Annotated in this window: 9 protein-coding genes and 1 tRNA gene; 6 read left to right on the top strand and 4 right to left on the bottom strand. The window is 60.0% G+C overall.

The annotated features are described in order from the left end of the window. Positions 1-9: 9 nt before the first annotated feature. From AF337_RS19630 to AF337_RS19620, 3 genes are all read right to left on the bottom strand, one after another. On the bottom strand, positions 10-696 hold the full coding sequence (locus tag AF337_RS19630) for an LON peptidase substrate-binding domain-containing protein (RefSeq protein ID WP_193393647.1): 687 nt from the start codon (positions 694-696) through the stop codon (positions 10-12). Positions 697-869: 173 nt separating this feature from the next. Beyond that, on the bottom strand, positions 870-1,844 hold the full coding sequence (trxA, locus tag AF337_RS19625; protein WP_049733368.1) for a thioredoxin: 975 nt from the start codon (positions 1,842-1,844) through the stop codon (positions 870-872). A gap of 56 nt (positions 1,845-1,900) precedes the next feature. Next, positions 1,901-2,410 carry a prolyl-tRNA synthetase associated domain-containing protein gene (locus tag AF337_RS19620; protein ID WP_049733367.1) on the bottom strand — a complete coding sequence of 170 codons (510 nt, stop codon included), beginning with the start codon at positions 2,408-2,410 and terminating at the stop codon, positions 1,901-1,903. Between the two features lie 256 nt (positions 2,411-2,666). On the opposite strand from AF337_RS19620, the gene AF337_RS19615 reads away from it, so the two are divergent. The 4 genes from AF337_RS19615 (at position 2,667) to AF337_RS19600 (ending at position 7,917) form a co-directional block, all read left to right on the top strand. After that, positions 2,667-2,741: transfer RNA gene (locus tag AF337_RS19615), tRNA-Gly, on the top strand. A gap of 438 nt (positions 2,742-3,179) precedes the next feature. Further along, entirely contained in the window at positions 3,180-3,851 is a 672-nt protein-coding gene (locus AF337_RS19610; protein WP_049733366.1) for a CBS domain-containing protein, read from the top strand. A 72-nt stretch (positions 3,852-3,923) separates the two neighbouring features. Continuing rightward, entirely contained in the window at positions 3,924-6,386 is a 2,463-nt protein-coding gene (locus AF337_RS19605) for a phosphoketolase family protein (RefSeq protein WP_082336837.1), read from the top strand. Between the two features lie 211 nt (positions 6,387-6,597). Then, positions 6,598-7,917, top strand: a complete 1,320-nt coding sequence (locus AF337_RS19600) for a glucoamylase family protein (protein WP_049733365.1) — start codon at positions 6,598-6,600, stop codon at positions 7,915-7,917. 99 nt (positions 7,918-8,016) lie between these two features. Here the strand turns inward: AF337_RS19600 and AF337_RS19595 are convergent, their stop codons facing one another. Further along, positions 8,017-9,705 carry an ABC transporter ATP-binding protein/permease gene (locus tag AF337_RS19595; RefSeq protein ID WP_049733503.1) on the bottom strand — a complete coding sequence of 563 codons (1,689 nt, stop codon included), beginning with the start codon at positions 9,703-9,705 and terminating at the stop codon, positions 8,017-8,019. Between the two features lie 310 nt (positions 9,706-10,015). Between AF337_RS19595 and AF337_RS19590 the strand changes: the two genes are divergently transcribed. Continuing rightward, positions 10,016-11,458 (top strand): M81 family metallopeptidase, encoded by a 1,443-nt coding sequence (locus AF337_RS19590; RefSeq protein ID WP_049733364.1) that lies wholly within the window; start codon positions 10,016-10,018, stop codon positions 11,456-11,458. A gap of 433 nt (positions 11,459-11,891) precedes the next feature. Next, a complete protein-coding gene (locus AF337_RS19585) occupies positions 11,892-13,226 on the top strand; it encodes a glucoamylase family protein (protein ID WP_049733363.1) in 1,335 nt (444 codons plus the stop codon). The last annotated feature ends 1 nt before the right edge of the window (position 13,227 follow it).

The following is a 13,227-nucleotide window of genomic DNA, read 5'->3' as shown; positions in this document are numbered from 1 at the left end:
GGCCGAAGTCTACTGCAGAACCGTGTCGGAGTCACCGAAGACACGCGCCAGCACGATCTCGGTAATGGCGATCAGCGTTTCGGCCCGCGTCTTCAGATCGGGCGCCTCCAGCAGCGCCTGTTTTTCCGCCGGCCCGAACGGCGACATCATCGCCAGCGAATTGACGAGCGTCAGATTGCTCGCCCGCTCGACGCTCTCCCAATCGGCTTCCAGCTTGTTGGCATCGAGATAGGCCTTGAAGGCGGTCAGAAGGGCTGCGCGGTCGACCGCCTCCTCCTCGTTGGCGGCCGAGAGATCGGCGATAAAAGGCGCGATACGGAAGGTGCGGAAGGGATCGCTGGTCGCTTTCTCCTCCAGCAACCGAAAGCGGCAGACGCCGGTCAGCGAGACGATATAACGCCCGTCGCCGGTCTCGGCGAAGGAGGTGATGCGGCCGAGGCAGCCGACAGCGGCAAGGTTGGGATCGCCGCCCTTGTCCTCGTGTTCGCCGAGCGCCGGCTGGACCATGCCGATCAGCCGGTTTCCCGTCAGTGCCGCATCCAGCATCGCCAGATAACGCGGTTCGAAAATGTTGAGCGGAAGCTGCCCGGCCGGCAGAAGGAGGGCCCCGGTCAGGGGGAAGACGGCGATCGTATCAGGCAGATCGCCCGGCTTCAGGTATCTGGCATTCCCGACTTGCATGTAACCGTCCCGCATTCTTGTAACGGGCATGCCCGTCCTGACGAGAATGTGGTGCCCCCGCTCGAAAACGCAAGGGCAGATGCTCGAAACTTAGCCCATAGCCCGGAAAATCGGAATCGGCTTTCAACAGGATTGGACACCGGTTCAAGCGATCCGGCGCCTTGCCGTCCTGTTGGAGCCGCAACGCGCTACGAGAACAGCATCGCCGAAAGCTTGCGCCGGGCCGAAACCGTCGCCGGATCCTTGAAGCCCCAGACCTCGAAGAACTGCAGCAGTTGGCGGCGAGCGCCGTCATCGTCGAAGGCGCGGTCCTTGCGCATGATCAGCAGCAGGTGCTCGGCCGCTTCGTCGCGCCGGCCTTCGACATTGAGGATCTTGGCAAGCTTCAGCCGTGCCTCGTGGTCGTCGGGGTTTGCGGCAAGGTCGCGTTCGAGCGCAACGGGATCGCCGAGCTTGCGGGCTTCCTCGATCTGTTCGAGCTTTTTCAGCACCGCCTGGATGCCGGCGTCTTTCGCGAGCTCCTCCGGCAGATCCGTCAGGGTTTGGCGCGCCCGCTCATGCTGGTTGGCGGCGATCATGCATTCGGCCATCCCGGCAATCGCCTTGGCATTTTCGGGATCGGCCTGCATCACGGCGGCGTAGAGCTGGGCCGCCTCATTGAGATTGCCGGCGGCCAGCAATTCTGCCGCTTCGGTGACTACGGCCTCGATCTCGGCCGCCTCGTCGGCGCCGGCCGGGCCGGCGATGCGGTCGATGAACTGCTGGATCTGGCTTTCCGGCACCGCGCCCATGAAGCCGTCGGCGGGGCGGCCGTTGACGAAGGCGATGACGGCGGGGATCGACTGGATGCCGAGCTGGCCGGCAATCGAGGGATGGTCGTCGATGTTCATCTTGACCAGCCGGACGCGGCCCTTGGCTTCGTTGACCACCTTTTCCAACACCGGCGTCAACTGCTTGCACGGTCCGCACCAGGGCGCCCAGAAATCGACCAGAACCGGCTGCTTGCGCGATTCCTCGATGACGTCCTTGCCGAAATTCGCGGTCGTCGTGTCGGTGATGTAGCCGCCTGCCCCAGCCGCGGGCGCCGGCTGCGCGCCGAAGCTTGTCGTCGCCGTCATCTGATTTCCGAAGGAACCGTTATAGGGGTTGTCGCTGCCGCTCATAGATATCTCCCGCCGCGCCGATCCTGCCGGCATCATTGTAGCGCTAAAATCGTATGTCAGGACGTCACTTTCAAGACAAGCGGCTTATGTCCGGTCGCCTCCATGAAACGGATGAGGTCGCCGCTCGCAATCGATGTCGTCGCGTCGTTGGAGAGCGGATGGCAGTTGACGATTTCCTCGCGCATCAGATCAGCATCGAGCACGAAAGTGACATTTCCTGCCGTATCGTTGATCGCGCCGAAGGCGGTCACTGCGCCGGGAATGACACCGAGATAGTCCATCAGCTTCTCCGCCCGGCCGAAGGAGACCCGGCCGGACCCGCCGATAATATTATGCACCTGCTTGAGGTCGACCTCGGCATGTTCCTCCACGGTGAGCAGAAAATACCTGTCCTTCTTGTCCTTGATGAAGAGATTCTTGGTGTGGCCGCCGGGGATCTCGTCGCGCAGCGCAACCGATTCGGCCACGGTGAAAACAGGCGCGTGATCGAGCGTCTTATGGGCGATGCCGAGGCCGTCGAGGAAAGCGAACAGATCTTCTCTTGTCTTGGGGGCGTTTTCGGGCATCGGGCAATCCATTGCGCAGGAGGGACAAAGTCGAGGCGTCCTGATTAAATCCGTCCCCATCATTTGGCAATCTTCGCCACCGACGCTCTACCCCCGCATTTGCGGCCTTTCCGCCCGCCTCATGCGACCTTGCGAATTTTTCTTCGCCTCTCCGTCATTTCCCTGTTGCATTTGAAAATCCGTTAGGCCATATAGCGCCCGTCGCCACAAGGCGGCGCCCACGGTCCAACAACTACCCCGGACCGATGCGGATTGAGCGGGTGTAGCTCAGGGGTAGAGCACAACCTTGCCAAGGTTGGGGTCGAGGGTTCGAATCCCTTCGCCCGCTCCAGTTTCTCTCTTGTCCATGCCGGGTCCATTTATTCGCCAAACCTAAGGCGCCCCTACGCCGCGTCGCCGCCAGGCTTCGGCGAATCGTCATCGCTGACTTCCTCATGACAGCGCACGCCATCGATCGAGAGCCATTTGCAGCGCAAAAAAGCGCTCGCGGCTTCTTCGATCACCTTTTCCGTAAACAAAATTGCGGCACCGATTGATCCTACTCAATGCAAAGTGTGGCGGTATCCGATTAAGCTCTGCGGGTTTTGTTCGGAGACGTCGGCATGAGGAAATAGCTGTCCGTTAGTTGCTTTGCGCGCCGTTGCGACGTCCTGAGCAAGTCAGGCGCAGGAACGCGCAGGCATACCGAACCTCTTGTGAATCACCGCAACAGCCAAATCGAGCCGCATCTAAAATGGTATTTTGAGGATGTAACCGGAGCTGGATCGCCATGCTCGTCAAAGATGTAATGACGACAGCAGTCGTCGCACTATCACCTGACAACAGCGTTCGTCAGGCTGCAAAGCTGATGTCCGACCAGCACGTCAGCGGTATTCCCGTCGTCAATGGTGCCGGACAGCTTTTGGGCATCATCAGCGAGGGCGATCTGATCCGCCGAACGGAACTGTCCGGTCGAGCTTCCCCTTTGAAAGCGGACATGGAACTTGGGCCTGATGAAAGAGCGAGCGCTTTTATAAAGCGATGTGCGTGGAGAGTGGGTGACGTCATGACGTCCGATCCTGTCACAATCGACGAGGATGCACCTCTTTCCCGTGTTGCCGGACTCATGCAGGACCGCGGCATCAAGCGCATTCCGGTCCTGCGGGATGGTGAACTCGTCGGCATCGTCAGCCGCGCCGACCTCCTGCCGGTAATCTTCGCAGTAAAACCGGACGATACGGCAACCGGCGACGAAGCCATCCGACGCAGCATTCTTGTCCGGCTCGGCGAAAATACCGGCCTGGAAGGTTCGGATGTGACCGTGACGGTCACGGATGGGACCGTGCACTTTTGGGGCAACGTTCAGACGGCTGCCTGCCGCAGGGCAGCGCGGATTCTGGCGGAAGGCGTCCACGGCGTCCGCGGAGTGGTGGAGCATTTCCCGGAATCTCCTCCTCAATAATTCGTTCGCCCGCAGGCCCTACCTGCGACGGCCGGAAAGATTCAGCAATGTCATTTTGATTGGGAGACTCAGATGGCTTCAACTGAAACGGCAATCATGGCGAAAGCGGCCACGGCAACGTCGCGGGGAAAACCAACGCTTTCGGCCGAGGAACTCCGCCTGATGGATGCTTATTGGCGGGCATCGAACTATCTGTCGGTCGGCCAGATCTATTTGCTCGACAATCCGCTGTTGAAAAAACCACTCGTCCGCGACCACATCAAGCCGCGGCTGCTCGGCCATTGGGGAACATCGCCAGGCCTGAACATGCTCTATGTTCATCTCAACCGGGTGATCAAACGAGACGACCTCAACATGATCTACGTGATCGGCCCTGGCCACGGCGGACCGTCCCTTGTTGCGCATGCCTATCTGGAGGGGACCTATAGCGAAATCTATCCGAATATCAGCCAGGACGAGGAGGGCATGAAACGGCTGTTCAAGCAGTTCAGTTTCCCAGGCGGCATTCCCAGCCACGTCGCTCCCGAAACACCCGGCAGCATCCATGAAGGTGGCGAGCTCGGTTATGCGCTCAGCCACGCCTATGGCGCAGCCTTCGACAATCCCGATCTGATTGTCGCCTGTGTCGTCGGTGACGGGGAGGCCGAAACCGGACCTCTGGCGACGGGATGGCATGGGAACAAGTTTCTGAATCCCGCTCGCGACGGATGCGTTCTGCCGATCCTGCATCTCAATGGCTACAAAATCGCCAACCCCTGCTTCCTGGCTCGTATTCCCAAGCCGGAATTGGTGAAGTTCTTTGAAGGCATGGGATATGCACCCCTCTTCGTGGAAGGCCATGAGCCAGATCAGGTGCAGCAACAGCTTGCCGCAGCTATGGACACAGCCATCGGGGCGATCAAGACGATCTGGACGGAAGCGCGGGACAAGGGAAATCTCAACCGTCCGGCATGGCCGATGATCATCTTCCGCACGCCGAAGGGCTGGACCTGCCCAACCGAAATCGACGGCAAGAAATGCGAGGACTACTGGCGTTCGCACCAGGTTCCGATGGGCGATATGGACAAGCCGGAACATATTAAGATCCTTCATCACTGGATGAAGACCTACGGACCCGAAGAGCTTTTCGACGGCGACGGTCGGTTGCGGGCTGAACTGGCCTCACTGGCGCCGACCGGTCATCGCCGGATGAGCGACAATCCGCATGCAAACGGTGGCCTGCTGCTACGGGATCTGAAGATGCCGGACTTCCGCGACTATGCCGTGGCGGTGCCCAAGCCCGGATCGGTGACCGTGGAATCCGCTCGCATCATGGGCAAGTTCCTGCGGGACGTGATGAAGCTGAACCTAGGCAGCAAGAACTTTCGGCTGTTTAGCCCCGACGAGAACAATTCCAATCGCTGGCAGGACGTGCTGGAGGTGACGGATCGCTGTTACATGGCCGAGATCTATCCCGAAGATGACCACCTTTCGCCCGGCGGCCGCGTCATGGAGGTCTTAAGCGAGCATCAGTGCCAGGGCTGGCTTGAAGGCTACCTGTTAACGGGACGTCACGGCTTCTTCTCCTGCTACGAGGCGTTCATTCACATTATCGACTCGATGTTCAACCAGCACGCCAAGTGGCTGAAGGTTTGCAGCCATATTCCCTGGCGGCGACCGATCGCATCGCTCAACTACTTCCTGAGTTCGCATGTATGGAGGCAGGACCACAATGGCTTCAGCCATCAGGACCCAGGCTTCATCGACCACGTGATCAACAAGAAAGCAGAGGTCATCCGCGTCTACCTCCCGCCAGATGCCAATACGCTCTTGTCCGTTACCGATCATTGTCTGCGGAGCCGCAATTATGTGAACGTGGTGGTGGCGGGCAAGCAACCCGCTCCGCAATGGCTCACGATGGATGACGCCATCAAGCACTGCGCCGAAGGGCTCGGCATTTGGGACTGGGCCAGCAATGACCAGGGCTCGGAACCGGATGTGGTCATGGCCTGCTGCGGTGATGTGCCGACCGTGGAGACGCTTGCTGCCGTTCAGCTGATCCGCGAGCACCTCCCGCAATTGAAAGTGCGGGTCATCAATGTCGTCAACTTGATGAAGCTGCAACCCGCGAGCGAACATCCCCATGGGCTTTCCGATCCTGATTTCGACGCACTCTTCACGACGGACAAGCCGATCATCTTCGCGTTTCACGGGTATCCCTGGTTGGTCCACCGACTGACTTATCGACGAACCAATCATAAAAATCTGCACGTTCGAGGCTACAAGGAAGAGGGAACGACTACAACGCCGTTCGATATGGTCGTTCTGAACCAGCTCGATCGCTTTCATCTTGTTGAAGACGTCATTGATCGGCTGCCGCAACTTGGAGCGCGCGCGGCTTACTTCAAGCAGGCAATCCACGGAAAGCTGATTGAGCACCGGCAATATATCGAGACGCACGGTGATGACATGCCGCAGATCAGCGGCTGGACATGGGGCGTCAAGAGCACGGAGAAAGGGAAGGCTGTGACCTCCACAGAGGGGGATAATGCCTAGAACAGGATGATTTTAGGCCCGGTCGGCCTGAAATCTGAATCCTGTTCTAAATTAAAGAGTTAGAGCATGATGTCATGAGAAAACCGCTCACACTTTTTGGCATCATGCTCTAGGCGACGTATTGCGCGCAAACGATCATGCTGGCAGGCGTCCGACGAGGGCCGCCTGCGGACGCTCGAACAACCCCCCTGATCTCCTCGGTTAGCCCATCATGTCGGAGTTGCTGTCCACCGATCCCGAACTCAACCGAATGCCAACGGAGGAAGATCTCGGTCGCCTTCAGTTCACGACCTTGCTCTATTATCTGCAATGCACGAATCCGGACAACGGACTGGTTCGCGACAAGACCCAGGCGGGTGCGCCGGCAAGCATCGCTGCCGTCGGCATGGCGCTTGCTACCATTCCTGTCGTAGTGGAACGCGGCATCGTCATTCGTGAATTTGCCGCCAAGATCGCCCGGCGGCGGCTGGAATTCCTGCTGTCTTGCCACCAGGGACCGGAACCTGACTCGTCCGGCTACAAGGGGTTCTTCTATCATTTCCTGGACATCGGGACAGGACGAAGGGTCTGGCAGTGCGAGCTGTCGACAATCGACTCGGCCTTCCTGTTCGCCGGCGCTCTAACCGTCGCAACCTATTTCGACGCAGACACCGAGGACGAAGCGAAGGTTCGGGCGCTTGCGACGTCACTATACGAGCGGGCGGACTGGAATTGGGCCTGCGACCACGGAGCGACGCTCACCCATGGCTGGCGGCCGGAAAACGGCTTCATTCCCTATAGGTGGCGCGGCTATGATGAAGGTCTGCTTCTTTACATTCTTGGACTCGGCTCACCGACCCACCCGCTCCCGCCGGAAAGCTATATGGCATATACGCAGAGCTATGAGTGGCGGAATATATTCGGCCGCGAACTGCTCTATTCCGGACCGCTCTTTACGCATCAGCTTTCACATATGTGGATCGATTTTCGCGACATTCGCGACGAATTCATGCGCGCGCACGGCAGCGACTATTTCCAGAACAGCCGACATGCCACGTTCGTCCAGCAGGAATATGCAATCCGCAATCCGCTGAACTTTTCAGGCTACGGCGAACATTGTTGGGGCTTCACGGCAAGCGACGGGCCAGGTTGGATCAAACGAAACATAGACGGCATCGACAGGGAATTCTTCGACTATATCGCTCGCGGTGCGCCCTACGGACCGGATGACGGCACGGTATCTCCCTGGGCAGTGGTTGCCTCGCTGCCGTTCGCGCCGGAAATCGTCATCCCGACCGTGAGGAACTTTGCCCGCATGAAACTTGGCATGACACGGCTCTATGGGTTTAGGCCATCGTTCAACCAGACATATGCGATGGAAGACAAGGACGAGGGATGGTGGGTCAGCCCCTACCATTTCGGCATCGACCAGGGGCCGGTCGTCCTGATGATCGAAAACTACCGAACCGGCCTGCTGTGGAACATCATGCGTCGGTGCGAGCCGGTCGTGGTGGGCTTGAGACGAGCGGGGTTTTCAGGCGGCTGGTTATGATGGCGACGCCGGTTGGGCGGCTATCGCGACATGGTTTGGCTTCAGCCCCGTCGCGCGGGTGGCATTTGAGGAAACCGTCGAAGAGCCTGGGCTTCACCTTCATTGATGGCGTTTCGGATCGATCCAACTCCAGGAACCGTCAGCACCATACTCGAGAACTGCATCATAGACTGCGCGTGGCGCGCCCGATTCGGCGAAGTTGAGGCAAGCAATCCTTCGTTCCGCGAGCAGGTTGAGGATTTCGACAAGAAGCTCATGACCGAAGATGGCATCGGCTTTTTCCAGCACGATGTATGACGGAGCGGCTGCCAGCGCGCTCGCAAGCGCAAGGAGCTGTTGTTCGCGTGGCGACAGCAAGGCCGACCAGTCCTGCTCGCTATCCAGGTCGCTGGGCGTTAGATCGCGTGCGAGCCCGACGCTCTTCAGCAAAGCGAGGAGTTGGGCATCCGTTGTCTCGGCCGATGGTTTGGGTGGCGCCAGGATCTGGCGCAGGGTTCCTGGACCCGAATACGTTCGCTGACCGAGAAAGCGCACTAATTGACGAGGCGGGGTGACGATGCGTCCACTCCCCGGCGTACCAAGTCCAACAGTCGCCCGGAATAACGCGATGCCGGCGGCATCATCCTTTCCGGTGACGATGACGCGTGTGCCTGGCGGGACACGCACCGACAGATCCTTCAGCAATACCTCGCCGGTCGGCGACGTCAGCGTCAAGCGTTCGTAGGCGAAAATTCCCTCGACCTCGCTGCGTTCAATGTGGGTGTCTGCCGCGCTGCGCGCTTCCTCGATCGCCTCCAACAGGGAACTGATGCGCGCCACGACGGTCGCGAAGTTCGAGATCGAATTGAACTGTGCGACAATGAAGGAAAACGCACCGACAAGCATCGCAAATGCTGCCGCAGACTGGGTGATCACTCCAAATTCCATGTCGCCGCGCATGAAAGCAGGGGCGATGAGGACGACCGGTATGATCTGGATCATCCAGTTGTAGCCGGTGGCAAAGAAGCCGACATTGCGATTGACGGCAATTATGCGCCTGAAGTTCGCGGCGAGATCGTCGAACTGCTGCGACAATCGATTTGCATGGCGTTGCTCTGCGCCCTCGATCATGATCGATTCAGCGTTTTCCCGCACACGGATCAGCCCGGAGCGGAAGGTCGCTTCGTTGTCGAGTTGGTTGTAGTTCAATTTGATCAAAGGACGTCCCAACAGGATCGTCATAAACGATCCGAAGGCCGCATAGATGACGGCCGCAAAGAAAAGAAGCGGACTGATCAGCCACAAGACGCTCGAAAAGGTAAAGATCGTCAACATGCTGCTGAGCAGCATGAGCAGGAAGGACAGCGTTGTCGTCGTGAACGCTTTGACGTCCTCGGCGATCCGCTGGTCCGGGTGAGACAGTGTGCCCCGAACGACCATCCGATAAAACGTGCCGTCGGTCATGTAGACGCCGATGGCGCGACGGGTCAGGTATTCTCGCCACAGCAAGGCCAGACGTTCCTCTGCGAATCGGGCTGTGACCGACACGATGGTCGCCCCCCCGAAAGCGCCGGCGTAAAGGATCGCCTGGCGGACGAATTCGCCGGTCTGCCGTTCAGCAATCGCAGTCATGAAGTGTCGGCCGACGAAGCTGTTGACGACATTCAGAGCGCTGATGCCGCCGAAAAGCGCGATCAGGGAGATGAGAAGGAATCCGGCTCGTCCTCCGACATCGGATGTCATGAACAGTCTGACCGTGCGGATGAATCGTGTCGCCGTCAACTTGAGCGGAATTTGCTGCTTGCTCATCTTCGCCCCCATGTCTTTGCGATGAACTATAGCGTGAAAACTGTATGAGGGAGAGCGACGTGCGGAGGGATGCGCCGGCTTTTCAGAGGCGCGAGACCGGCTGGAAGATAGAACCCGACGCGGGCAGCCGATACCGGCCGCCTCAAGGTGCTGACGTTGGCGATGAAGTTGCGCATGCGCCGCTTGCAGCCGGCGCGTGCTTGGTGTCAGATGACCATCGAAACTTCTGTCGACGGCTTACGCTCGGAAAGGCGAACCGCCAGTACCGCCCCGAACATCCTGATTGCCCCAACATCAACCGAGGTTCCCCATGCGCATCGCCGTCGGTGGCATTCATATCGAATGCAGCACATACAATCCCGTCCTGAACGAGGAGAAGGATTTTCGCGTGTTGCGCGGGCAGGCGCTGCTGGAAGCCCCCTACTTCGCCTTCCTCAAGGATTACGATGCCGAGTTTCTGCCGACGATCCATGCCCGGGCCATTGCCGGCGGGCCGGTTTCGCGCGCCACCTACGAAGCCTTCAAGAGCGAATTCCTCGAGCGGCTGAAGCCGCTGCTGCCGCTCGACGGTCTCTATCTCGCCATGCACGGCGCCATGTATGTCGAGGGCATGGAAGATGCCGAAGGCGACTGGATCGGTGCGGCCCGGACGCTGGTCGGCGAGGATTGCACGGTTTCGGCAAGCTATGATCTGCACGGCAACGTCACCCAGCGCATCATCGATGCGCTCGACATCTATTCCACCTATCGCACCGCACCGCATATCGATGTCGAGGAGACGATGCGCCGCTCGGTCTTCATGCTGGTGAAGAGCCTGAAAACCGGCGTGAGGCCTGTCGTTCTCTGGGCGCCGATCCCGGTCGTGCTGCCCGGCGAGCGCACCAGCACCGTCGATGAGCCGGCGAATGGCCTTTACGCGATGCTGCCTGAAATCGACGCGATCGACGGCGTCTGGGACGCATCCCTGATGGTCGGTTACGTCTGGGCCGACGAGCCGCGCGCCACGGCCGCCGCCATCATGACCGGCACCGACCGCGCCGTATTGGAGCGTGAGGCCAGACGCGTCGCCAAGGCCTATTGGGATGCACGCGGAGATTTCGTCTTCGGCTGCGAGACCGGCTCGCTCGAAGAATGCGTCGCAAGAGCCATCGCCAGCCCGACCGGCCCTGTCGTGCTCGCCGAATCCGGCGACAACCCGACCGGTGGCGGTGTCGGCGACCGGGCCGACGTGCTGGCGGAACTGATCGCCAAGGGTGCGACGGGCGTCGTCTTCGCCGGCATCGCCGACAAGGCGGCGACCGAGGCCTGTTATGCCGTCGGCATCGGCGCGGCGCTCAATCTCAGCGTCGGCGCCTCGCTCGATACCAAGGGCAGCAGGCCGGTTACGGGCCGCTTCACCGTCAAATTCCTGCACGAAACGCCGGATCCGGCCGACCGCCAGGCGGTGGTCTCGACCGGTGGCATCGATCTCGTGCTCTCGGCCAAACGCCGGCCCTATCACAATATCGCCGATTTCACCCGGCTCGGCCTTGATCCGCATGGCGCCAGCATCATTGTCGTCAAATCGGGCTATCTCTCGCCCGAGCTGGCGCCGATCGCCAATCCGAACCTGATGGCGCTGTCGACAGGGGTCGTCGACCAGTTCGTCGAGCGCCTGCCGCGGCTGCGCAAGCAGCATCCGACCTACCCGTTCGACCAGGATTTTGCCTTCGAGCCGCAGGTCTTCCTCTCCGCGCGCTCGGCGCGTCCGTGAGCTTCGAGCCGTCCGGCTTTTGCATCCCGAATGGCCGCATTGATGGCGCCGATTTCGTTCATACCGTCACCGAGGGGCCGGCTGAATGCAGCGCGGCGCGATGCGGCGGGCTGCTGCGCGCCGTAGCCACCCCGCGCCTGATACAGGCCCATACGATCGGACGTTAGTTCGCCTCGAGGCTTCGTCAGCCTGCTCCCAAAGGAGCGGGTGAAACAAGTATTGCGGGAAAATAACCCAGGCCGGTGGTGCGCGGCCCATGCTTTTTGCTGCGCTGCTTATATGACTTCTGCTAGATATTATTTCACCAATAATTATTAACGACCACTTCCGCCCATTTGTGTTCTCTTATCCCTGCGAATCAAAAAGGTTTGATTTGCCCGGGAATGGTCGCCATGTTCAAGCATGGGGCGATGCAACAGTTGGGTAGGAGCCTATGCTGCAACGGATTGAAGACATTGATGCAGCACTCGTCGACAGGCTGCAGCATTCGGCATTCAAATACTTCCTGAAATATTCCAATCCCGAAAATGGCCTGGTGGCCGATACCTCGATCGGCGGCGTGCCGGCAAGCATCGCAGCCGTCGGTTTTGCCCTTTCCTCCTATCCTGTCGGTGTCGAGCGTTGCTGGATCACCCGCAGGGAAGCAGCCGAACGCACGGTCAATACGCTGCGTTTCTTCGCCGAGGCGCGTCAGGGCGAGGAACGCCACGCCACAGGCCACCGCGGCTTCTTCTACCATTTCCTGCACATGGATACCGGCAATCGCGCCTGGAACAGCGAGCTTTCGACCATCGACACGGCGCTGCTCATCGCCGGCATCCTGACGGCAGCGCAGTATTTCGATCGCGAAGACGACGAGACGGAAGTTGAAATCCGCGAACTCGCGACCTTCATCTACGAACGCGTCGACTGGCGCTGGGCGCTGAACAAGGGCGACACCATTGCCATGGGCTGGAAGCCATCTTCCGGCTTCCTGCGCTGGCGCTATCACGGCTTCGACGAGGCGATCATCCTCTATGCGCTGGCGCTTGCCTCGCCGACGCACCCGATCCCGCAATCGTGCTACGACGCCTTCACGTCAAGCTATTCCTGGATGATGCACGGCGAGAAGCCCTATCTCTATGCCGGTCCGCTGTTCATCCATCTTTTCTCCCATGCCTGGATCGATTTCCGCGGCATTCGGGACAGACCGATGGCCGAGCGGAACTGGGATTATTTCCGCAACACCCAGGTGGTCATCAACGTCCAGCGGGATTATGCCGAGCGCAATCCCGGCCAGTTCGTCGGCTACAACAGGAATATCTGGGGTTTTTCCGCCTGCGACGGTCCGCCGCCGACACGGCGCATGCGCGGCGGCCGCCAGCCGAAGGTTCTGGGTTATGCCGCCCGCGGCGCGCCGCTCGGCCCGGATGACGGCACGATCGCGCCCTGGGCAGCCCTTGCCTGCCTACCCTACGACCGGCAGGCGGCTCTCGACGGCACCAAGGCGCTGCTGACCAGCTATCCGAACCTGCTCCTGGAAGGCGGCTTTCCCGGCGGCTTCAACCCGACTGTCAAGACCAAGCGGCCGGAAGGCTGGGTCGACGACCGTACCGTCGGCATCGACCAGGGTCTTGTGGTTATGACCATCGAGAATGAGCGCTCCGACTTCATCTGGAAGCTGATGCGGCAATCGCCGGCCATCCGCCTCGGGCTCGAGCGCGCCGGCTTCACCGGCGGCTGGCTCGAAGGCATCGAGCCGGAAGAAGTGGTGCGCAAGTTCGGCTGAA

It is taken from the genome of Rhizobium ecuadorense, from assembly GCF_001187535.1.
GTDB classification, from domain to species: Bacteria; Pseudomonadota; Alphaproteobacteria; order Rhizobiales; family Rhizobiaceae; genus Rhizobium; species Rhizobium ecuadorense.
Note: the sequence above shows the minus strand (reverse complement) of the source record. Positions and strands in the feature narration are given on the sequence as shown.

What these genes read in the sequence shown, in the direction of transcription:
- AF337_RS19595 (WP_049733503.1), bottom strand. Translation starts at nt 9,705, where the DNA reads ATGAGCAAGCAGCAAATTCCGCTCAAGTTGACGGCGACACGATTCATC.
- AF337_RS19610 (WP_049733366.1), top strand. Translation starts at nt 3,180, where the DNA reads ATGCTCGTCAAAGATGTAATGACGACAGCAGTCGTCGCACTATCACCT.
- AF337_RS19585 (WP_049733363.1), top strand. Translation starts at nt 11,892, where the DNA reads ATGCTGCAACGGATTGAAGACATTGATGCAGCACTCGTCGACAGGCTG.
- AF337_RS19605 (WP_082336837.1), top strand. Translation starts at nt 3,924, where the DNA reads ATGGCTTCAACTGAAACGGCAATCATGGCGAAAGCGGCCACGGCAACG.
- AF337_RS19590 (WP_049733364.1), top strand. Translation starts at nt 10,016, where the DNA reads ATGCGCATCGCCGTCGGTGGCATTCATATCGAATGCAGCACATACAAT.
- AF337_RS19630 (WP_193393647.1), bottom strand. Translation starts at nt 696, where the DNA reads ATGCGGGACGGTTACATGCAAGTCGGGAATGCCAGATACCTGAAGCCG.
- trxA (WP_049733368.1), bottom strand. Translation starts at nt 1,844, where the DNA reads ATGAGCGGCAGCGACAACCCCTATAACGGTTCCTTCGGAAATCAGATG.
- AF337_RS19620 (WP_049733367.1), bottom strand. Translation starts at nt 2,410, where the DNA reads ATGCCCGAAAACGCCCCCAAGACAAGAGAAGATCTGTTCGCTTTCCTC.
- AF337_RS19600 (WP_049733365.1), top strand. Translation starts at nt 6,598, where the DNA reads ATGTCGGAGTTGCTGTCCACCGATCCCGAACTCAACCGAATGCCAACG.